This window comes from Psychroserpens sp. SPM9 (assembly GCF_025153525.1).
Taxonomy (GTDB): Bacteria; Bacteroidota; Bacteroidia; order Flavobacteriales; family Flavobacteriaceae; genus Psychroserpens.
On record NZ_JANZNR010000003.1, the window covers coordinates 552,653 to 574,415 of the forward strand.

16 protein-coding genes are annotated in these 21,763 nt (G+C 35.0%); 14 read left to right on the forward strand and 2 right to left on the reverse strand.

All coding sequences use genetic code 11. The features are described from left to right. The first annotated feature begins 77 nt into the window (after positions 1-77). Positions 78-1,277 (forward strand): alanine dehydrogenase, encoded by a 1,200-nt coding sequence (locus tag N4270_RS08860; protein WP_260096668.1) that lies wholly within the window; start codon positions 78-80, stop codon positions 1,275-1,277. Positions 1,278-1,291: 14 nt separating this feature from the next. After that, entirely contained in the window at positions 1,292-1,663 is a 372-nt protein-coding gene (locus tag N4270_RS08865) for a hypothetical protein (protein WP_260096669.1), read from the forward strand. Between the two features lie 69 nt (positions 1,664-1,732). Here the strand turns inward: N4270_RS08865 and N4270_RS08870 are convergent, their stop codons facing one another. Further along, positions 1,733-6,688, reverse strand: coding sequence for a T9SS type A sorting domain-containing protein (locus N4270_RS08870; protein WP_260096670.1), 4,956 nt, complete (start codon positions 6,686-6,688; stop codon positions 1,733-1,735). A gap of 337 nt (positions 6,689-7,025) precedes the next feature. On the opposite strand from N4270_RS08870, the gene N4270_RS08875 reads away from it, so the two are divergent. The 11 genes from N4270_RS08875 to N4270_RS08925 all read left to right on the forward strand — a co-directional run bounded on the left by N4270_RS08875 (position 7,026) and on the right by N4270_RS08925 (position 19,350). Continuing rightward, positions 7,026-7,976, forward strand: coding sequence for a glycosyltransferase family A protein (locus N4270_RS08875; RefSeq protein WP_260096671.1), 951 nt, complete (start codon positions 7,026-7,028; stop codon positions 7,974-7,976). A 107-nt stretch (positions 7,977-8,083) separates the two neighbouring features. Further along, positions 8,084-9,334 carry a lipid II flippase MurJ gene (gene murJ, locus N4270_RS08880; protein ID WP_260096673.1) on the forward strand — a complete coding sequence of 417 codons (1,251 nt, stop codon included), beginning with the start codon at positions 8,084-8,086 and terminating at the stop codon, positions 9,332-9,334. Further along, positions 9,327-10,214, forward strand: coding sequence for a glycosyltransferase family A protein (locus N4270_RS08885; protein ID WP_260096674.1), 888 nt, complete (start codon positions 9,327-9,329; stop codon positions 10,212-10,214). Before murJ ends, N4270_RS08885 begins: the two co-directional genes overlap by 8 nt. Next, positions 10,211-11,350 carry an O-antigen ligase gene (locus tag N4270_RS08890; RefSeq protein ID WP_260096675.1) on the forward strand — a complete coding sequence of 380 codons (1,140 nt, stop codon included), beginning with the start codon at positions 10,211-10,213 and terminating at the stop codon, positions 11,348-11,350. The genes N4270_RS08885 and N4270_RS08890 overlap by 4 nt, the downstream gene beginning before the upstream one ends. Next, on the forward strand, positions 11,347-12,420 hold the full coding sequence (locus tag N4270_RS08895) for a glycosyltransferase (protein ID WP_260096676.1): 1,074 nt from the start codon (positions 11,347-11,349) through the stop codon (positions 12,418-12,420). The genes N4270_RS08890 and N4270_RS08895 overlap by 4 nt, the downstream gene beginning before the upstream one ends. A gap of 94 nt (positions 12,421-12,514) precedes the next feature. After that, positions 12,515-14,365, forward strand: coding sequence for an asparagine synthase (glutamine-hydrolyzing) (asnB, locus tag N4270_RS08900; protein ID WP_260096677.1), 1,851 nt, complete (start codon positions 12,515-12,517; stop codon positions 14,363-14,365). 2 nt (positions 14,366-14,367) lie between these two features. Beyond that, complete coding sequence (locus N4270_RS08905) at positions 14,368-15,441, forward strand: glycosyltransferase (RefSeq protein WP_260096678.1); 1,074 nt, start codon at positions 14,368-14,370, stop codon at positions 15,439-15,441. Then, the gene (locus tag N4270_RS08910) at positions 15,438-16,550 is read left to right on the forward strand and encodes a glycosyltransferase (protein ID WP_260096679.1); all 1,113 of its coding nucleotides are present in this window, start codon (positions 15,438-15,440) and stop codon (positions 16,548-16,550) included. The genes N4270_RS08905 and N4270_RS08910 overlap by 4 nt, the downstream gene beginning before the upstream one ends. Before the next feature lies 1 nt (position 16,551). Then, positions 16,552-17,697 carry a glycosyltransferase family 4 protein gene (locus tag N4270_RS08915; RefSeq protein WP_260096680.1) on the forward strand — a complete coding sequence of 382 codons (1,146 nt, stop codon included), beginning with the start codon at positions 16,552-16,554 and terminating at the stop codon, positions 17,695-17,697. A 5-nt stretch (positions 17,698-17,702) separates the two neighbouring features. Further along, positions 17,703-18,335 (forward strand): sugar transferase, encoded by a 633-nt coding sequence (locus N4270_RS08920; protein ID WP_260096704.1) that lies wholly within the window; start codon positions 17,703-17,705, stop codon positions 18,333-18,335. After that, a complete protein-coding gene (locus N4270_RS08925) occupies positions 18,325-19,350 on the forward strand; it encodes an ATP-grasp domain-containing protein (RefSeq protein WP_260096681.1) in 1,026 nt (341 codons plus the stop codon). Before N4270_RS08920 ends, N4270_RS08925 begins: the two co-directional genes overlap by 11 nt. Here the strand turns inward: N4270_RS08925 and N4270_RS08930 are convergent. Next, complete coding sequence (locus N4270_RS08930) at positions 19,343-20,590, reverse strand: GNAT family N-acetyltransferase (protein ID WP_260096682.1); 1,248 nt, start codon at positions 20,588-20,590, stop codon at positions 19,343-19,345. The genes N4270_RS08925 and N4270_RS08930 overlap by 8 nt on opposite strands. Positions 20,591-20,714: 124 nt before the next feature. Between N4270_RS08930 and N4270_RS08935 the strand changes: the two genes are divergently transcribed. Continuing rightward, on the forward strand, positions 20,715-21,725 hold the full coding sequence (locus tag N4270_RS08935) for a polysaccharide deacetylase family protein (protein WP_260096683.1): 1,011 nt from the start codon (positions 20,715-20,717) through the stop codon (positions 21,723-21,725). The last annotated feature ends 38 nt before the right edge of the window (positions 21,726-21,763 follow it).

Here is a 21,763-nt window from a genome sequence, read left to right on the forward strand (position 1 = left end):
AATCTACAACCAATATAAAACTTATTTTGCACATATTAAATTTTTATTTGTAATTTGAGTAACCAATTAAAACCACAATGAGCAAATCATTATCGCCATTTACAAAAGCACAACTTTTACCCCAAGAAGAAACCCTTGAAGTCTATAAAAAGAAAGGTGATCTTTTTATTGGAATCCCCAAAGAAACACACTTTCAAGAGAAACGTGTTTGCCTTACTCCTGATGCTGTCTCTGCATTAGTCTCTAATGGCCATCGCGTTATGATTGAATCTGGTGCTGGTGAAGGTGCTAATTTTAAAGACAAAACCTATAGCGAAGCGGGTGCCGAAGTCACCAAAGACACCTCAAAAGTCTTCTCCTGCCCTATTTTACTTAAAGTTGAACCGCCTTCATTAGATGAAGTGAAACTTATAAATCCGCAAACATTACTCATTTCTGCACTCCAATTAAAAACACAAAGCAAAAAATATTTTGAAGCTTTAGCGTCTAAGCGCATTACTGCTCTGGCTTTCGAGTTTATTAAAGATGAAGATGGCGCTTATCCTGCTGTACGATCTTTAAGCGAAATTGCCGGAACTGCTTCTATATTAATTGCTTCTGAATTGTTGTCTAATATTAATGGTGGTAACGGACTCATGTTTGGGAATATTAGTGGTGTGCCTCCAACCGAAGTCGTTATTATTGGCGCTGGTACTGTTGGCGAATTTGCTGCACGTTCAGCAATCGGATTAGGCGCTAATGTCAAAATTTTTGATAATTCCATTACCAAATTACGCTGTGTGCAATCCAATCTTGGTCGTACCTTATACACGTCTACGATTCAGCCTAAAAATCTGGTGAAAGCCTTAAAGCGTTGCGATGTCGCTATTGGTGCTGTACGCGGAAAAAACCGATCACCTATTGTCGTGACCGAAGCTATGGTAAACACCATGAAATCTGGAGCCGTAGTGATTGATGTGAGTATCGATATGGGAGGTTGCTTCGAAACCAGCGAAGTCACCAATCACGACAAACCTACCTTTGAGCACAATGGTGTTATTCATTATTGTGTGCCAAATATTCCAGCACGCTATTCTCGATCTGCCTCAGTATCAATTAGTAATATCTTCACACCTTACTTATTAAAAATTGCTGAAGATGGCGGCATAGAAAATGCCATTCGTTTTGATCGCGGATTAAAAAATGGGTTGTATTTTTACCACGGAATTTTAACGAACAAATCGGTTGCGAATTGGTTTGACCTCGATTGTAGTGATGTCAACTTGTTAATTTTCTAGAAAAAAATATCATTATGAAATTAATTCATCGAATAGGCTACTATTTGGGAGGTTTCTCAATTGGCCTTATTTTACTCGCCTTTTTTTTAAGCGGAAAAAAAACATCTTGTGATTATGGTCCCAATGCTAGAACCGTTAAAAATATTAGCATCAAAAAACGGATGTTTTCTCAAACGGCTAAAGACCAAATGACCTATCACAATATTGATACTCTTACCATTTCAAATCTGATAAAAACAGGTAACGTAAACTTTTCAAAAAGTGATACCAAAGCCGATTCTTGCAAAACTTACTTAATTGAAAATCAATTAGACGAAAAGGCTGTTGAGCTTTGGATTAAAAACTGTGATTCTACAGCAACTATTCAATCGCTTTTGGTTAAATAAAAAACCATTGCTGATCACGCGCACCAGCAATGGTTCATAAATAACTAATTCAAACACTAATTAATACCGTTATTGTATAGGGATTTTCTTGATTAAACTTGTGCCATCGTAAATAAGTCTGATAATATAAATACCTCTAGAATACGTTGAAGTATCTAGTTCTTTGGTCATTTCAGATTGATTTTGTAATGCTGCCTGGTCAAAGTTTTCAGTATGTAAAACTTTTCCTGATAAATCGTAAATTGTAAATCCTGATGCTGAAATCGATTGTAATCCGTCAATTTTAATTTTTAAGATATCTGTAATCGGATCTTGATACACCACAAAATCAAAGGCATCATTCGTTCCTGGATTTTCAACAATATTACACTGTTCAACATAAACCACTACGGTATCTTCATCACTACTTAAAGCATTATAAACTAATACGGAGTATTCGGTGTCTTCGTCTGGAGAAACTTCAATACTTTGAGTGGTTTCCCCTGTATTCCATAAATACTCATCACCTCCATTTGCTGTTAAGGTTATTGTTTCATCATTACAAATCGTCAAATCTTCACCAGCATCTGCTTCAACAATTTCAACCACATTTACCATTAAAGAGGCTGTGTCTTCACAATTGTTAATATAACCTGTAACTTCGTAGCTTGTGGTTACTGACGGACTTACAGCAATGTTTGGTTGCGTTGCACCATTATTCCATAAGTACGTATTGGCACCTGCAGCAGAAAGCGTTACAAATTCACCTTCTAAAATTGTGACATCACTTCCATTAGTAATAATCACATTCGGATTTGGGTTCACAGAAACCGTAACATCAGCATCATCTTGATGTTCACCAATAAACACTGTTACAGTATAGGTTTGGGTATTAGAAGGATTGACAGTTATACTTTGCGTCGTTTCACCTGTGCTCCATAAATAAGCATCACCTTCACTAGCGGTAAGTGTCGTTTCATAACCCTGACAAATATTTTGATCTCCACCAGCACTTGCTTCAAATTCAAAAGCCTCTAGCGTAACTACAACCTCATCAGTAGATTCACATCCATTCGAAAATCCTGTTACCGAATAAATAGTCGTCGTTTCTGGTGTCACCGAAATACTGGCAGTTGTTTCACCTGTACTCCATAGATAAGTGTCAGCTCCTAAAGCTGTTAATGTTGTTGATTCGCCTTCCGTAATAGTTATATCTGCACCAGCATTTGTAGAAGGTAATTCATTGACAGTCACTGTTACTGAATCTTCATCTGAAGCGGTTTGCGCTGAATTAAAAGCGGTAACGGTATAAGTTGTTGTTGTGTTTGGACTCACCGAAATACTCGCAGTGGTCGCTCCTGTGTTCCATAAATAAGTGGTACCACCAGAGGCCGTTAATGTTGTCGTTTCACCATTACAAATCGCAATATCTTGTCCTGCATTTGCTGAAACGTTTTCTATTTCAACAGAAACAGTTACTTCATCTGAAGTTTCACAGCCATTGGTAAATCCAGTAACACTATAGGACGTTGTACTTGTTGGTGATACTGCAATAGTTGCTGTAGTTTCACCTGTACTCCATAGATAAGTATCGGCTCCTGAAGCCGTTAATGTTGTTGATTCGCCTTCCGTAATAGTCATATCTGCACCAGCATTTGTAGAAGGTAATTCATTGACCGTCACTATTACTGAATCTTCATCTGAAGCGGTTTGTGCTGAATTAAATGCGGTAACGGTATAAGTTGTTGTTGTGTTTGGACTCACCGAAATACTCGCAGTAGTCTCACCTGTATTCCATAGATAAGTTGTACCACCAGAGGCCGTTAAGGTTGTCGTTTCACCATTACAAATCGCAATATCTTGTCCTGCATTTGCTGAAACGTTTTCCGTTTCAACGGAAACAGTTACTTCATCTGAAGTTTCACAGCCATTGGTAAATCCAGTAACACTATAGGTCGTAGTACTTGTTGGTGACACTGTAATAGTTGCTGTAGTTTCGCCTGTACTCCATAGATAAGTATCGGCACCTGAAGCCGTTAATGTTGTTGATTCGCCTTCCGTAATAGTCATATCGCTTCCTGCATTTGTAGAAGGTAATTCATTCACAGTCACCATTACTGAATCCTCGTCTGAAACCGTTTGTGCCGAATTAAACGCGGTAACCGTATAGGTTGTTGTTGTATTTGGACTCACCGAAATACTTGCAGTGGTCGCTCCTGTATTCCATAAGTAAGTTGTACCTCCACTTGCAGTTAGAGTTGTCGTTTCTCCATTACAAATTACCATATCTTCTCCTGCATTTGCAGTAATGGTTTCACTTTCTACGGAAACGGTTACGATGTCTTCAGATTCACAATCTCCAGAAAACCCAGTAACTGTATATGTTGTTGTGCTATTTGGCGTCACTGTAATAGTTGCTGTGGTTTCACCTGTACTCCATAAATACGTGTTGGCACCCGAAGCGGTTAACGTAGTTGATTCACCATCGGTAATAGTCACATCGGCTCCTGCATTGGTTGCTGGTAAAGGCAATACATTGACTAACACCTCGTCTGAACTCGAACAGTTATTTTCAAAGACTTCAACAGAATAGGTTGTGGTTTCATTAGGAGCGACAGTTATCGAGGCCGTTGTTTCACCTGTACTCCATAAATACGATGTTCCTCCAGTTGCGGTTAGTGTTGTTGAGTTTCCGAAGCAAATTTCAGTATCATTTCCTGCATTCGCCGTTGGAATGTCATTAACAGTCACTGTAACCGAGTCGTCTTCAAAATTGGTACCTGAGATACTAAAAGCGGTTACCGTATAAGTTGTTGTAGTTGTGGGCGAAACATCAATACTTGCTGTCGTTTCTCCTGTATTCCATACATAGGTTGTTCCTCCGGTTGCTGTAAGTGTAATAGTGTCGCCAGTACAAATCTCCGTGTCAGCTCCAGCATTAGCATTGACACTGTCATCTAGCAAAAAAACGGTAACGGAATCTGTGTTTTCGCAGGTATTAGTGGTTCCAGTTACAGAATATGAGGTATCTAATATTGGACTTACCGTGATACTTTGTGTTGTTTCTCCTGTGCTCCATAAGTAAGAGTCAGCGCCCGTAGCAGTTAAAGTAATCGATTCACCAACAAAGATGGTTTCATCTTCTCCTGCATCGACTTCCGGAATCTCGTTTACGATAACAACGACTTCATCGGTACTCACACAATCATTTTGTGATACTTCAACAGAAAAAGTGGTTGTTTCACTTGGGTTAACTGTTATTGTTGCTGTTGTGGCACCATTACTCCACTCGTAAGATGTTCCACCAGAGGCTGTTAAAGTTACAGGTGTTCCAAAGCAAGTTTCAACATCTTCTCCAGCATCAGCCGTTGGCATTGGATTTACTGTAATCGTTATTTCATCTTGAGTTACGTTCCCATCAGAATTTGAACCAGACACAGTATATGTCGTCGTTTCTGATGGTGATACTGTAATAGTTGGTGACGTTGCACCATTGTGTTCCCACACAAATGAATCGGCACCAGATGCGGTTAAAATAACCTCTTCTCCAACACAAATTGTATCATTATCTGCAGTAACACTAACTTCAACACCTTGAGCATCAAAATCGACACCGTTTAGAAAATCTTCAATATCTGTATACCCATTACCATCAGTATCTGATTGACCATTATTATTTAAATGTCCGAAATTAGCCATTTCCCATTCATCTGGCATACCATCATTATCGGTATCATAACTATCTGGATGTACATTAATTGGTGTTGTACTAATAGAGTTTAAAAACTGAGCTCTATGTGTGGTGTTAAGGACATTATCCTGAGTATATTGAACAACGATATCGTTTTGAACATTCGTTAAGTAAATTTCATCTAAAGCATCAATTTCTTCTACGCTATTACCGTTTCCTAATAATCGTGCATTGGCACCAACATTATGTCTTACATCATCAAAAGCATCTACAGCAGATAAAATTGTAAACGGATTTCCGAGTTGAGTAAACGGATTAAAGGTTCTGAAATCTTCGGTTAACGGACTCTCACTTCCGGCACCAGAATAAGGTGTTCCAGAAGGATTAAATCTAAAGCGCCACATAAACCAGTTATCAGCTTCAGGATCTGTTAATACCGAATTGATATAATTTCCAGACGTATAAATTGTTGGAAAATGAGTCGTATTAGGAATCCACAGCATACCTCTAACATCGGTATCTGCTGGTGGATTACTCGTGTAATGCATGTAATAATTGTTAATATGATTAACCTCGAAGCCTCCTAGAGGGACAGACATACGTGTTCTCCAGTTCCATACCACATTATTGATTACATCTACTCTTCCATCAGATTGAAAGTTTGGAAACCTGTGGCTACAGTTATAAAACATATTATTGACAAAACTTAGGTTTTCAGAAAGGTTAGCTTCACCTCCCATAATCATTCCTGTTTTGTTACTCTCTGCAAATAAATTTCTTTGCCATGTATAATTACTCCCATTTCCACTATCGGCAGCTTCATCTGTTCCCCAAGAAAACGAACAATGATCGATAATGTAATTACTACAATTAAATATTTCGAATGCATCAATTTCGGTCGATGGATATGGTGAATATCCAGGACGGATTCTAATGTATCGCATGATAAGATTATTGACATTTTGAAATCTTAATCGGTAATTAGCAATTGTGATTCCGCCTTCAGGAGCCGTTTGACCCGCAATAGTAATATTGTCTTGATTGGTGAAATAAATTTGACTTGTCAGATTGATAGTACCAGATACTTCAAAAGTAATAATTCCACCATCTGTGGTTTTAGTGTTTTCAAGAGCTTGTCTAAAACTACCTGGACCAGAATTATTAAGATTGGTCACAATATACACTGGTTTTCCTCTACCGCCAGTAGTATATGAACCTGCTCCACTAGCCGTTGGGAATGCCAATTGCGTTTGAGAGTTAAGCGTTGGCGCTGTAAAGAAAAATGTAAAAACTATTAAAATTAAGCAATAAGCTTGAATACCAAATACATGGTTTAGGGATTTTGGGGATGTCATTTTTATTAATTTGGGGCTTAATAAGTGAGCAATCTATACAATAAAATTCAAAAAATACGTTTAAAGTATCTATTATTCGATTAAACGTAAATATTTGAAACTATTTTCCTACAAATTGTGATTCATCTATTAATATTCGCTAAAATTCATTAGTATAAGTACGATGAAGTGCTATAAAAAGACGTTTAACAACTAAACTTTAACGTTTGTAGGAATTTATTTGCTTTAAATGACGGCCATTAACACCTAAAAAAGTATTTTAGCAATACACAATAAAATCAATATAAGTACTTACATTTATATCTGATATTTTTACCAAATCGTTTTAAAACACACCATGGATTTAAGCGCCTATATACCAAGCCTGAAAACTATTAAAGACGACACCTTTCAATATACCTTTAGTGTTTTTACGCCTGCCTATAATGCTGAAAAGACTATAGAACGAGTACATAAATCTTTAAGCAATCAAACCTTTCAAGATTTTGAATGGATTATTATTAATGATGGCTCTACAGATCATTCTCATGAAGTCATCTCTAAAATGGTGGCCACTTCAAAACTGAATATTAATTACGTCAACAATTTAGAGAACAAGCATAAAATGGCTTGCTTTTTACAAGCTGTCGATTTAGCCAAAGGGAATTTATTTTTAACATTTGATGCCGATGATGAGTGTTTCCCAGATGCACTGGAGGTGTTTAATTTAGAATATAATACGCTTACAGATCTAGAAAGTCAAAATATTATTGCGGTTACTGGACTTTGCGTAGATCAGAATCACAAGCCTATTGGAAATCAATTTCCTACTAATCCCTTAATTAGTGATCCTTTTGAGATTGCTGCCATAAAACAGGTGAAAGGAGAAAAATGGGGATTTACAAGTACAAAACATTTACAGAGTATTTCTTATAACCCTTGCTTTATTGAAAACGGATTTATGATGGAAGGCATTATCTGGACGCTCTTTGCTAAACATGGTTTTAAAACAAAATACATCAATACTGTAGTAAGAATTTACCACACTAATAATGAAAACTCTATTAGTTCTAGTGGTCAAGAAAAAACAGCACTTGGTGCCGTTATATATCATATTGTGCTTTTTAATTGGTTCTTTAAAAGCTATGCATTGAAAGCTCCAAAATTCTTTTTAAAAAACCTGTATTTTTTACTCTCAAAATCAAATTATTTAGATTTAAACTTAAAAAACTACACAACATCTATTGATCCACTGATTATAAAATTATTATTTGTACTATTATGGCCGTTTAGAAAATTTTTCAAATAAATAATTAATAAAAATCTCCGTTGTTCTCAAAATTTAACTTTAAAGATTTTAAAAGTAAAATTTTAAAAAATCCACTTATAACGAACGTTATCACTGTTGGTGTAACTGTGCTTCTTGTTAGATGTGTAGGGTTCTTTAAAGAAATTGTTGTTGCCGATAATTTTGGTTTATCCGAACTTTTAGACACTTTTTTAATTGCGGTTTTAATACCTACATTTATTAACGGTGTTTTTCTTGGTTCGTTTAAGAGTGTCTTTATTCCAAATTATGTAAGCGAATTAAAAACTGGGAAAAATATTGGCGCTTTTCAGAGTACCAGTTTTATCATTACCATTTTTGTCTCGATTTTTTTCTTTTTAATTGCCTTTCTTTTTACAGATGTTTATCTCGAGACTTTTTTTAGTGGTCATACGCAGCAGTACTACGATTTGATAAAAATTCAGTTTTATTATGCGGCTCCAAGTATCTTGTTTTGGGGATTCTCATCCTTAATTAGTGGGATTTTAACGATTGATGACGAGTTCACCTACTCCTCTATTTCAGCAGTGTTTTTGCCTCTTTCAATTATTGTGTGTCTGGTTTTTTTTAAAGAGGCCTTGGGTGATATTGTACTCGCTTTTGGAACATTAGCAGGTAGTATTACAAGCTTTTTATTTTTACTTATTGTCGCCTTAAAACGAAACGTTATTCACATTCACAAGCCTGATTTTGCTTCAGTAAATATCAAATTACTATTCAGACAATTACCAGCAAAGTTAGCCTCTAGTCTACTTACAGGAATAAACCCACTTGTGGATCAGTATTTTTCAGCTCAATTAATAATCGGCTCTATTGCGGCATTAAACTATGGTATTAAAATACCTGCTTTTGCTATTGGTATTATTGGTATTGCTCTTGGTAATGTACTATTGCCTTATTTTTCTAAAAGTGCTGTTGAGAACCGAAAAGAAACCTTTAATAAATTAAAGCGTATTCTTAAATATTTAATTCTGGGAAGTGTTGTGATTATGGTGATTTTACTTCTGCTATCATTGCCTATTATTAGTCTAGTTTTTGAACGAAATGCCTTTACTGCTTCCGATTCTGTGATTGTTTCCAAGATACAACAAATGTATCTTTTACAATTACCAGCTTATGTGACAGGGTTAATTATGGTTAAATTCTTAACGGCCATCAACAAAAATAATTTTATGGTTTTAACCTCTGTGGTTAGCTTAATTATGAACTTTGTTTTAAACTTTATCTTAATTGATGCTATGGGTGTTTACGGGTTAGCACTTTCAACATCTTTAGTTTCGATAGTTAATAGTGTCATTTTATATGTTTACATTAGTCATCTAAATAAATTGCATGTTTAACGTTGTAACACCTACATATAATAGAAAGCATACATTAGAAAGAGTTTATAATTCTTTGCTCAGTCAAACGTTTAAAGATTTTGTCTGGATTATCGTTGACGATTGTAGTACCGATAACTCTGATAAGCTGATCAATAATTGGATCAAGCAATCAAAAATGCGTATTGAATATTATAAACTTCCTACCAATCAAGGAAAACCCAAGGCAGTAAATTTTGGTTTAGAACAATGCACAAGACCTTATACCATTATTGTTGATAGTGACGATAGCTTTGTCTCAAATACCTTTGAAGATCTTAAAAATCTTTGGTCGACCATTGAAACAAACCATACAAACGTTGCTGCTATCTGGACCTTAGTTTTAGACGATGATGGCAATATTAAAGGGGATACTTTTCCTGAAGACCAATGGCAAGTTGATTTTGAAACGCGTGTTTTAAAACGGAAAAAACAAATTGATGGCGACAAATGGCATAGCTGGAAAACAGATATTTTAAAGCAATATCCGCTTTACTCACAGCCTAATTGCCATATTGGCGAAAGCCATACCTGGAATGCCATAAACAAAAAGCATGATTTTTTATGTGTGAATATAGCGCATCTTACAGCACATTATTCGGAAGTGAGTCTAATCAATTCTAAAAAATCTAAGACTCGTTTGGCAACTGGTTATTATTACAGTTCGTATTACGGACTAAAAGATGTGCCTGTTTCTGAAATAGTTAAGTACAAGTTTTATCGTAATTTAGCCTTTGAATATATCAAATCAAAATTCACGTTTTCTGATAAAAAACTAAAACTATCAACAGCAAAATATATGGTATGCTTAGTTGTTTTTCTAGTCGTATCACCATTAAGATTGATTAAGAAAGCCTTATGAAGATCATTAAATACTTAACATTAATCATGGTTTTATGGGGAATTCCTAGTTTTTTCTCCTATGATGAGTCTATTGGTAGTAAAATGAGTTACCTAACTTATATCCTACTCATTATCTACTACTTTATTAGTACCAAAGGCAAATTATTAATCCCGTTTTTAATCTTAGGAATTTCATACTTTGTAATCAGTGGTTTTACCTTCGTAAATGATGTTAATGACTACACCTATAAACTAGTTAAGTATATCATCTTTATCGTTTCTGGTGCTGAACTGGCGCGCAATACAACTAAAAAAGAATTCTTTATTCTAGCCATACTGGGAAGCTTAAGTATCCTTATTCATGCTGTTGCTTTTCCTAATGGTTACGGACGTTACAGTGGTTTTTATTTAAATCCGAATGGTGCAGGTTTTGTATGCATTATTGGCTATTGTTTAAGCTATGTAATTGAGGATAAGAAACTGAGATTAATAGGACAATTCATACTAACATTTGCAGGAATCATTACATTTTCCAGAACATTTATTTCGCTCTGGCTTATCGTAAGTCTTTTGTCTATTTTAGCCGATAAACGCAACTCACTTACTTTTGGTTTGGGTGCTGTAGCAATTGTTGTGGTCTTTAGTTTGGCCTCCTTTTTAAAGTTTAATTCGGTACGGTTTTCCGCCTTTGAAGGACTGCTTACAGATCAATCAGAATCTAGTATATCGACCATTAAAGATGGCTCACGGTTAGATACCTGGTCGGTGTATTATGATGAAATCACCACCAATCCTATTTTTGGTAATGGGTTTCAGATGTTAAGCGGATTAAATCATGACAAACAAGGCGTTCATAATACCTTTTTAATGGTATTAGGAGAGTCTGGAATTTTTCCATTTCTTCTAATAATTGGTATCTACCTGTTCATGTTAAAACGAAGTTATGGACAATTTACTTCCAAACCACATCTCCTTATGCTAACAATTTCTATGGTTGGAATCTTGATGATTATGCATAATTATTTTGACAATAATTTAATTCTGTTTACTTCAATTTGGATTTTTGTTAGACTCATAGATCGGCATTTCGTTGAAGAAACTCATGAGGAAGCTGTTACTGAAGATGAATTAATCAATAAAACAATCACACCTTGACTATAGTTCATATATCAAGTTCGTTGGGTGGTGGTGGCGCTGAACAAATGGTACTGCAATTGGCCAAAAGTTCAACACCACATATCAAAACCATTGTGTTTTCAATATCTGATGATAATACACTCGAACCTCGATTTAAAGAATATGACATCGATTATCATTTTTTAAGCATTACGTCGTTCAGAAATTCTAGTTTAAAACGTGGTTTAAAAACAATGCACCACATCATAAAGGATGAAACGCAGGTGGTTTTTCATTGCCATCAATTTCATGGCGCTGCTTTAGGAATGTTATATTCGACCTTTTTTAAAAAAGCACCAATAATATTTACACTTCATTCGAGTACCATTGAAATTCACATTCGAAAGTTTGTACTGTTTTTAACCAAAGGACTGCGCAAAAAAGACATCATATTTAGCAATAATGCCAAGCTTTGGTATTTAAAAAATAGTGTTGTAATTCCTAATGGTGTTGATTTTAAGGCGCTTTCAATAGCGACAACTAGAAACACAGATAATCACGAACCCTTTTCCTTCCTTTTTTTAGGTCGATTGAGTGATGAGAAGAATCCGTTGTATATGATTTCCGCAGCAAAACAACTTATTGAACATGGGATTACAAACGTTGTGTTTGATGTGGTTGGTGACGGACAATTAAAAGACCAACTCGATAATGAAATTGAAGCGAGTGGCCTGAGTTCTTATTTTAGACTTCACGGATTTCAAAATAACATCAAACCCTTTTTAAAGTCGGCTAACGCTTTAATTCTTCCTTCAAACTGGGAAGGTATGCCTATGGTTCTCATTGAAGCAGCGGCAGCTAAACTGCCAATTATTGCGACGCCTGTAGGTAGTATTCCTGATTTTTTAAACCAGAATAATGCTTATGTTTCTCCCTTGCAATCCTTCCATGAATCGATGATAAATTGCCTGCAAAATTATAATGCAGCGCTTCAAAAAAGTGATGTTTTATATAATGAACTAAAGAAAGTCTATAATATTGATGAAGTCTATCAAGCTCATTTAAAGCTGTATCAATTAGTATCTAAGACTCCTAATTCCATTTCGTAGTCTAAAACTACATTTGGTAGTCTTTTTTAATGATAAGCGGATTTAATATCTATTTTTGTTCAGAACATAAAAAATACCCAAATAACATAAATTTATGTGTGGAATATACGGATCTACCTTACTATACCAAGAAGCGCAAGTCAAAGACAAGCTTAAACGTACGGCGTTTAGAGGCCCAGATAAAATGGGCTGGCAATTCTATAATAAAAATAACCATACGATAACGTTTGGTCATAACCGGCTTTCCATTATCGATTTAGACCCCAGGTCTGACCAGCCATTTACCTACTACGATCATATTCATATCGTGTTTAATGGTGAAGTTTATAATTTTAAGTCGATTAAAGAAACACTCATTCAAAAGGGATATACCTTCAGAACCACAAGTGATACCGAAGTTTTATGCGCTGCGTATTTAGAATATGGCGAAAACTGTGTCGACCATTTTAACGGGATGTTTGCTTTTGTAATCTACGATGAAAAAAAGGAATTATTCTTTGGTGCCAGAGATCGTTTGGGCCAGAAACCATTTTATTATTACCATAACGGAAAGGATTTTGAATTTACAAGTCAGATTTCGTCTATTCAATTGCACAGAAACGATTTAACCATTTCTGAAAAAGCTATTTCCTATTACCTGGCTTGGGGAAACATACCAGACCCTCAATCCATTTTTAATGAAGTTAAAAAGTTAAAAGCGGGTTACAAATTTACCTTCGATTTAAATTCTGGTGAATTTTTATCAGAACCGTATTGGGATATAGATTATAAAAACGAAAATCCGTACCAAGGATCCTATGAAGACGCCAAAGAAGAACTTAAAACGATATTAAATGACGCTGTGTCTACTCGTTTATTTGCCGATGTGCCTGTAGGCGTGTTTCTATCTGGCGGAATAGACTCGTCATTGATTGCTGCTACTGCAACACAAACCTCAAATTCTAAAATCAAAACCTTTTCTGTTAAGTTCAATGAAAAAGGATTTGATGAAAGTCAGTATGCTCAAAAAGTAGCCGATCATTTGCAAACCGATCACCATGTGATTGAATGTAATTATGACGAAGGGATTGATTTGATAAAAAACTTTAACGAATACTATGACGAACCGTTTTCAGATTCATCTGCGATTCCGTCAATGCTCTTGGCTAAGTATACAAAAAAGCATGTAACAGTTGCATTATCAGGCGATGCTGGTGATGAAAGTTTTATAGGGTATCACAGGTATAACTGGACCAGAAAAGGTAGTCTGATTTATAAATTACCACAATCGCTTAGAAAACTTTCTGCAATGGGCTTAAATGCCTTGCCTCACTACAAATTAAAGGTGATAGCAAAAGCAATTCAATATAAAGATTCTAACGAAGCGTATTTAAGCGCTATGACTGGTGTAGATCAGTCATATATAAACACAAGTTTTAATAACCGTGAGGTTGATGAGTTAAAATATTTAATGCACGATCATAAGAACTTGATGGAACGTATTTCAGATTTTGACACAAAAACCTACCTTACTTGGGATATCAATACTAAAGTTGACCGAGCAACTATGGCGTCGTCATTAGAGGCACGTTCACCACTACTCGATCATCGAATTGTCGGCTTTGCTAATTCGCTTCCTACAGATTTTAAATTTCAGAAGGGCAATACCAAGCGCATCTTAAAAGACGTACTATACCAATCGGTTCCTGAAGCCTATTTCGACCGACCAAAAGCTGGATTTACTATGCCTTTTTCTCGCTGGTTCAAAGAAGATCTTAAAGAGTTTGTTCTTAGCGAACTTAATGATGAGGCTTTAAAATCAATCCCTTGTATTGATGTTGAAAAAGTACAATTCATGATCAAACAACACATGGATGGCAGCTGGAACAGGTATCCGCTTATCTGGAAATTATTAGTCTTAAAACAATGGCTTAACGACAATGGCAAAGGACTTTCGATCGTATAAAAATGGATAAGACTATTAAAATTGTATTCATTTTACCATCTCTAAAAGCTGGAGGTGCAGAGCGTGTCGTATCTTTTATTGCGCAACATCTGGATAAAACTAAATTTAAACCGATACTTCTCATTGTTGGTTTTGAAAAAGACGCTGTGTTTTCTGTGGATGGTGTTGAAACTCATTTTTTAAATAAAACTCGGGTTTTAGATGGTGTTAAAGGGATTTTTTCAAAATTGAAAGCACTTCAACCTCAAATAGTCATGACGTCTATCGCGCATCTTACGGCAGTTACTGTAATACAATCAGTCTATTTTAGAAAGATCAAATTTGTAGCACGTGAAGCCAATATTAAGAAAGTTACGAGACAGTATCACGATAACGCAACACCGTTTGGTAATGTGCTTTACACCTGGAGTTATAAATTACTGGACCTCATTATTTGTCAGTCAAAAGACATGGCTGATGAATTAATTGAACTTCGTCCAAAAACGAAAAACAAAATACAAATCATTAATAACCCCATTACTAAGACTTATGCTGAACGTATTTCAGTAAAACAACAAGAAAAACCGCAATACATTACTGTTGGCAGGTTACATGATGAAAAAGGCCACTGTCGAATTCTTGAAGCACTTAGTTTGTTAGACCACGATTTTAACTATACCATTATTGGCGAAGGTCCTCATAAAGCTGCTATTGTCAACAAAGCAAAAGCTTTAAATTTAAGTGATAAAATTATTTGGATTGATTACACAAGTGAAGTTCAAAAACACCTCGCTCATAGTTCGGTATTTATTCAGGGATCTTATGCTGAAGGGTTTCCAAATGCCTTATTGGAGAGCTGCGCTGTAGGAACGCCTGTCGTTGCTTATGATTGTCTGGGAGGTACTTCTGAAATTGTTAAACAAGGTGTTAACGGTTATTTGGTTGCTTCCGAAGAAGAACTTAAAGTTAAATTAATTGAACTATTAACGCATCCTATAGATCAACAGCAAATTATTAATTCTGTGATGAAAAAATTCAGTAAAAAATATATCATCAATCAGTATGAACAAACCTTTATAAACCTTATTAATAATTGACACCTAAAAAAGAACAGATTGATTGGCTTTTTGTGCTTCCCGATGATTTAATTGCTGGTGGCGCGCAACAGGTTTTGTTTACCATTATCAATTACTTCATTGCACAAGGAAAGCGTTGCACAGTAATCTTTTTGGTGAAGAAAAAACACCATGGCTGGGAAATATTAGAAGACAAATGTAATATCGTTTATCTAGACAACACCAGTGTTTACAAAGGTTTTTTTAGTGCTGCAAAGTATATTAGAGTCCTGCAAAAAACCAACCACATAAAACATGCTATTAGTTCGCAGGCCTTAATAAATGGCTTATTGGGCTTTTTAAAATATATTAAAATCCTAAAAAACACAAGGCTGGTTCTTAGAGAATCAACATCCATATTCTTGAGGTTTAAGGGCTTTAAACTCCTACTCTATAAAACGGCTTATATCATGGGATATAAAAAGGCTAATTTGATTATTTGCCAAACCGATTTAATGAAACAGCAACTTTTAGAGGCTTTACCTTGGCTTGAAGGTCATAAAAAAGTGGTGGTGATTCCAAACCCTGTTAATCTAGATGAAATAGCCGAAAAATCTAAAGCAACTACAGACTTTAATATCGAAAATGCCATCGTAGCTGCTGGTCGCTTTATTCCTGAAAAGGGTTTTGATATACTCATTGACGCCTTTAGTCAGCTTGAAAATAAAGCACTTAAATTGGTCATTCTTGGGGTTGGAACTCCTGAGGAACATCAAAAGCTCATTGACCAGATCGCACAACTCGATTTGCAAGAACGTGTCATTTTATATGGCTATGTTAAAAATGTATATCCTATTTTTAAGAAAGCAAAACTTTGTGTTGTTTCCTCAAGAATTGAAGGATTTCCTAATGTATTATTGCAAATGATGTCACAAAACAATGCCGTAGTAAGTACAAAATGTGCTGGCGAAATTTCAAATATAAAAGGAATTACTACATGTAATACTCATGATGTCATGGCTTTAAAGACAGCGATTGAAAAAGGTCTGAAAAATACTGATGACAACAAAACTTTATATTTTAATGACTATATAAAGTCAAGATCTATTGATAATTTTGTGGCTACAATGTTAAACCAAATCGATAATTAGAATGCAAAAGCTCATTCGCATAACAACAGTTCCTTCGTCTTTAAGAACACTCTTAAGAGGACAGTCACGTTTTATGAGTAAGTATTACCAGGTGATTGGGGTTTCTGGAGATGGTGATGCACTAAGAGAAGTCCACCAAAATGAAGGCATTCAAACCCATGTTGTCGAAATGACCAGAACAATTACACCGCTTAAAGATTTAAAAGCCACTTATCAACTCTATAAGTTTTTTAAAACTGAAAAGCCTTTTATTGTCCATACGCATACGCCAAAAGCGGGTACCTTAGGAATGCTTGCCGCAAGACTCGCTAAAGTACCACATCGATTACATACCATTGCAGGTTTACCTTTACTTGAAGCCAGAGGAAACAAACGTAAACTTCTTGATGCTGTTGAGAAGTTTACCTATAGTTGTGCGACTAAAATTTTACCTAATTCCTTCGGATTAGAAAGCATCATCATCAATAATAAATATACGACAGCAGACAAATTATTGGTAATTGGGAATGGCAGTTCCAACGGAATAGATACCAAACATTATGATACGAGTTTGGTTTCCGAAGCAACCAAAACCGAACTAAAGCAATCGCTAGGCATATCAGAAAATGATGTGGTTTTTATTTTTATTGGCAGAATTGTTAAAGATAAAGGTGTTAACGAGTTAGTAAATGCCTTTAACAGTTTGTCTAAAAAACAATTGCATTGTAAGCTTATTTTAGTTGGCCCGAGTGAAAACCATTTGGATCCCTTATTGCCTGAAACCGAAGCTATAATCAAAGATAATAACCGTATTTTGGCGGTTGGATTACAAAAAGATATTCGTCCTTATGTGGCTGTGTCACACGTATTAACGTTTCCGAGTTACAGAGAAGGATTTCCTAATGTAGTTTTACAATGTAGCTGTATGAATTTACCTTGTATTGTATCAAATATCAATGGTTGCAATGAAGTCATCGAGGATCAGGTTAACGGATTGATCATCCCTGTGAAAAATGAAAAAGCTTTAGAGGAAGCGATGCAATTCATGATCGATCATCCTGAAAAAAGAAAGGCCATGATTCAACATTCAAGACCGAGAATTTTGGAACGTTATGAGCAAGAGTATGTATGGAATGAACTTTTAAACTATTATAAGAGTCTGAACTAATGAAAATATACCGAAACTTTATAAAACCTTTTTTTGATTGTCTTGCTGCAAGTATCGGATTTATACTTTTATTTCCGGTTTTTGCTGTAACATGGCTGGTATTGATGATTAAAAACAATGGAAAAGCTTTTTTTTATCAAGAACGTCCTGGTAAAAATGAACGGATTTTCAAAATCATCAAGTTTAAAACGATGAATGATAAAACCAATGCCAATGGTGAATTATTGCCACCTTCAGAGCGCTTGACGAAAACGGGCTTGTTTGTCCGTAAATATTCGCTGGATGAAATTCCGCAGCTCCTAAATGTCATCAAAGGCGATATGAGTATTATAGGTCCAAGACCTCTGCTCATTAGGTACTTACCAAGGTATAATGATTTTCAGAAGCAACGACACCAAATTAGACCTGGTATTACTGGCTGGGCTCAGGTTAACGGACGAAATGCCATAAGCTGGGAACAAAAATTTGAATTTGATGTTTGGTATGTGAAAAATATGTCCTTAGCTTTAGATATTAAAATCTTATTTTTAACCGTATATAAAGTCTTTAAAAAGGACGGAATTTACAGTGTAGAAAATGACATTGTTCCTGATTTTATGGGAACTGAAACCAATCAAAATATAAATCATGGCAATTAATATATTATTCACTTGTGCAGGGCGACGCAATTATTTAATTAACTACTTTAAAGACGCTATGAAGGATCAAGGTCGCGTCATTGCTGCCGATATGAACCTCTCTGCTCCTGCTATGGTTGATGCCGACCTCGCTATTTTAGTTCCAAGTATCTACGACAATAATTATATTGAAGAATTAAAAAAAATCATTATTGAACACCGCGTAACTGCCGTAATATCGCTCAATGATCTGGAACTTCCTGTACTTGCCAAACATAAAAATGAATTGGAAGCTACAGGTGCTAAAATTATTATTTCCAGTGAAAAAATTATTGAGATGGCTTTTGATAAGCTTGAAACTTTTAATTTTTTGAATAGTATCGGACTCAAAACACCGAAGACTTATACCAATTTAAAAGCTGCAAAAGAAGCGATTGCCAACGGAGCTCTAAAGTATCCATTAGTAGTTAAACCGCGTTGGGGAAGCGCTTCTATTGGTATTGATTTTCCAGAAGCTTCTGAAGAATTGGAATTAGCATTTAGACTTCAACATATAAAACTTAAAAAGTCCATACTCAGCACAGTAAGCGCTCAGGATATTGATAATGCTATTCTGATTCAAGAAAAGCTAAAAGGCAGTGAATTTGGAATGGATATAGTCAATGATTTTGAAGGTAATTACTTCGGAACCTTTGTGAGAGAAAAGCTTAATATGCGTTCTGGTGAAACTGATAAAGCGATGTCTGTAATTGATGAGCGTTTTGATGAAATTGGAAAAAAAATAGCAGAACATACGAAGCATATAGGTAGTATGGATTGTGATGTTTTTATTGCTAATAACGAACTTTTTGTTTTGGAGTTAAACCCAAGATTTGGAGGAGGTTACCCTTTCTCACATGAAGCAGGGATTAATACAGCGGCTATTTATATAGAATGGTTAAAAGGCAACAAAAACGTGGCCGAATTTAATACGTATACAGCAGGGAAAACATTCTCAAAATGCGATCGCATGCTGGCTATTAAATCGACTAATTAAACTTAATCTTTTGTGCTTTTTTTGAGCCTTGAATCACAAAACTTTCTTCCTCTTGATGTTTGTATACTTTAATCTGATCAACTGGCTCTGGATTGGCAAACAAAAAGGTATAAATAAACTGTAGTAAAAAAGTGTAGGTTTTTGACTTAAAGTCAATTAACGTGTAGTTTTCATCAGCTGAAAAGCTTTCAAGTTTTTCAAAAGTGAAATCTTCATGTGCTTTATCACTAAAATTTTTATTTTCTCCTCTTACAATAAAACGAAACTTTCGATACAACTCATTCACTTTCTTCGTTCTGAGATATAACTTGATCTTAAAAAAACGTGCAACATAATTTGCTCGTAATGTGGATAGTAACGATTTAGAGTCGTATAAAATATGATAATCAAAATCGTAGGCTAAATTGCCCCATTTGTGCTTATAGTCGAAATCACCCTTTGAAAAATCTGATATTCTATACCCATGTTCAAAACACCATTCTAATAATTTAATAATAGATGTTTTGCCTATGCTAAACTTATAATAGTCGGAATCGAAAACAGTTATCGTTTCAAAAAGAACAGTTTCCGAGTGAAAATTAAGCGTAATACCAATGGGTGTATCTTCGTTATAAATAACCAAAAGTGAGGCCTTTTGTTCAGGGAGCATCTGAAACACCAGTTCTTTATAGTAATTCCATTTATCGGGACTTAAATGATGATAATTGGTTTGTTTATCGGCAAATCGCTTACTCAACAACTCATGAAATTGTTGAAATAAAGTATCAAATTCCGTTCGAGAAATGGCATCATGAATAAAGTCGTAACGTATATTAAAACACGTCTCTAAACGTCTTTGATTAGAACGAAACTCACGTCTGTTTTTAGAACTAAACTGTGCATTTATATAGTCATCCTGATCTTTAAAAGAACTGATATCCATCAAAAATCCTTGATACTGAAATACTTTTTTAAGGTGTAATGATGAATTTGAAGGTGGCTTAAATTCAGCTACATTGAAATAGGTCGGAACATCATAAATCAAAAACGTTTTTCCTTTATAATCTTTCTTAGTGTAATCGAGTTCGTAATCGATGCCTTTGGTTAAATTTTCACCAATATTTTCATAAACTCCCAATGCAGATTTTTTGAAAAACTTAACCCCTTTAATAAACTCAAAAGCTATGGGCTGCTGTCCTTTATTAAAGTGTTTTGACCAAATGGTTTCAAAAGTTGAAGATGTAAAAGGGTTGGTTTTCACTGAATTACAAAGTTGGTTTTCAAATGCATTGCAAAAGTAACATTTTTGAAACGTTATATTCAATTAATAGAATTAAAATAATCTTGTTATTTTATTTACATTTGACCCGATGATAAATAAAACTATGAACGGCCATTTTGTGATTTCTTTAGATTACGAAATTCATTGGGGAGTTTTTGATAAAAAAACAGTCGATGAATACAAAGTTAATCTTGAAAATGTTGGAAAAGTTATTGATCGCCTTTTGGAAATGAGTGACAAATATGGTGTAAAACTTACCTTCTCTACTGTAGGTTTTTTATTTGCTGAAAACAAAACAGAACTTTTGAAACAGCTTCCTGAAGACAAACCAACCTACCTGATCGAAAATTTTAGTCCGTACCCATTACTAGATGCCATTGGTGAAAACGAAGACGAAGATCCGTTTCATTATGCATTATCTGGGATTAAGCAAATTAAGAATAATGGGAATCATGAAATTGGAACGCATACATTCTGCCATTTTTATTGTCATGAACACGGTCAAACCGTCGAGCAGTTTGATGCAGATATAGAAGCTGCTGTTCGTATTGCAAAGCCTTTAGATATTGCCATTGAAAGTATCGTATTTCCTAGAAATATGATTGATGCAAATAAAGCAATAGACCAACCGTATCTTGATGTTTGTTATAAACACGGTATCAAATCTTTTAGAGGAAAAGAAAAAGCCTATATCTATAATATTCATACCACTAAGTTTTACCATGGCTGGTATCTTTTCAAAATTTTAAGATTACTGGATACCTACATTAATGTGACGGGATCAAACACCTATAAGGTTGAAGAACTAAACAGAAACAATAAAGTTTATAACTTGCCTTCTAGCCGATTAATGAGAGCTTACAGTAGCAAGCTTAAGTTTCTTGAACCTTTAAAAGTAAGGCGAATTAAAAAGGCAATGACACATGCTGCCAAGCATAACGAAATGTTTCATCTTTGGTGGCATCCTCATAATTTTGGTGCTCAAATGGATGAGAATTTTAAAAATTTAGAAGCAATTTTTAAAACCTATAAGAAACTAAACGAATCTTACGGCTTTCAGAGTGAAACCATGACTGGACTTTCCAATAAAATTAAATTGTCATACCAAAAATAATAATCTGATTTAGTTGTAAAGACTAAAAAACAACGTGA

Excerpts from the sequence above, each read along its gene's own strand:
- N4270_RS08860 (WP_260096668.1), top strand. The coding sequence starts at position 78 with ATGAGCAAATCATTATCGCCATTTACAAAAGCACAACTTTTACCCCAA.
- N4270_RS08865 (WP_260096669.1), top strand. The coding sequence starts at position 1,292 with ATGAAATTAATTCATCGAATAGGCTACTATTTGGGAGGTTTCTCAATT.
- N4270_RS08870 (WP_260096670.1), bottom strand. The coding sequence starts at position 6,688 with ATGACATCCCCAAAATCCCTAAACCATGTATTTGGTATTCAAGCTTAT.
- N4270_RS08875 (WP_260096671.1), top strand. The coding sequence starts at position 7,026 with ATGGATTTAAGCGCCTATATACCAAGCCTGAAAACTATTAAAGACGAC.
- N4270_RS08885 (WP_260096674.1), top strand. The coding sequence starts at position 9,327 with ATGTTTAACGTTGTAACACCTACATATAATAGAAAGCATACATTAGAA.
- N4270_RS08890 (WP_260096675.1), top strand. The coding sequence starts at position 10,211 with ATGAAGATCATTAAATACTTAACATTAATCATGGTTTTATGGGGAATT.
- asnB (WP_260096677.1), top strand. The coding sequence starts at position 12,515 with ATGTGTGGAATATACGGATCTACCTTACTATACCAAGAAGCGCAAGTC.
- N4270_RS08905 (WP_260096678.1), top strand. The coding sequence starts at position 14,368 with ATGGATAAGACTATTAAAATTGTATTCATTTTACCATCTCTAAAAGCT.
- N4270_RS08915 (WP_260096680.1), top strand. The coding sequence starts at position 16,552 with ATGCAAAAGCTCATTCGCATAACAACAGTTCCTTCGTCTTTAAGAACA.
- N4270_RS08925 (WP_260096681.1), top strand. The coding sequence starts at position 18,325 with ATGGCAATTAATATATTATTCACTTGTGCAGGGCGACGCAATTATTTA.
- N4270_RS08935 (WP_260096683.1), top strand. The coding sequence starts at position 20,715 with ATGAACGGCCATTTTGTGATTTCTTTAGATTACGAAATTCATTGGGGA.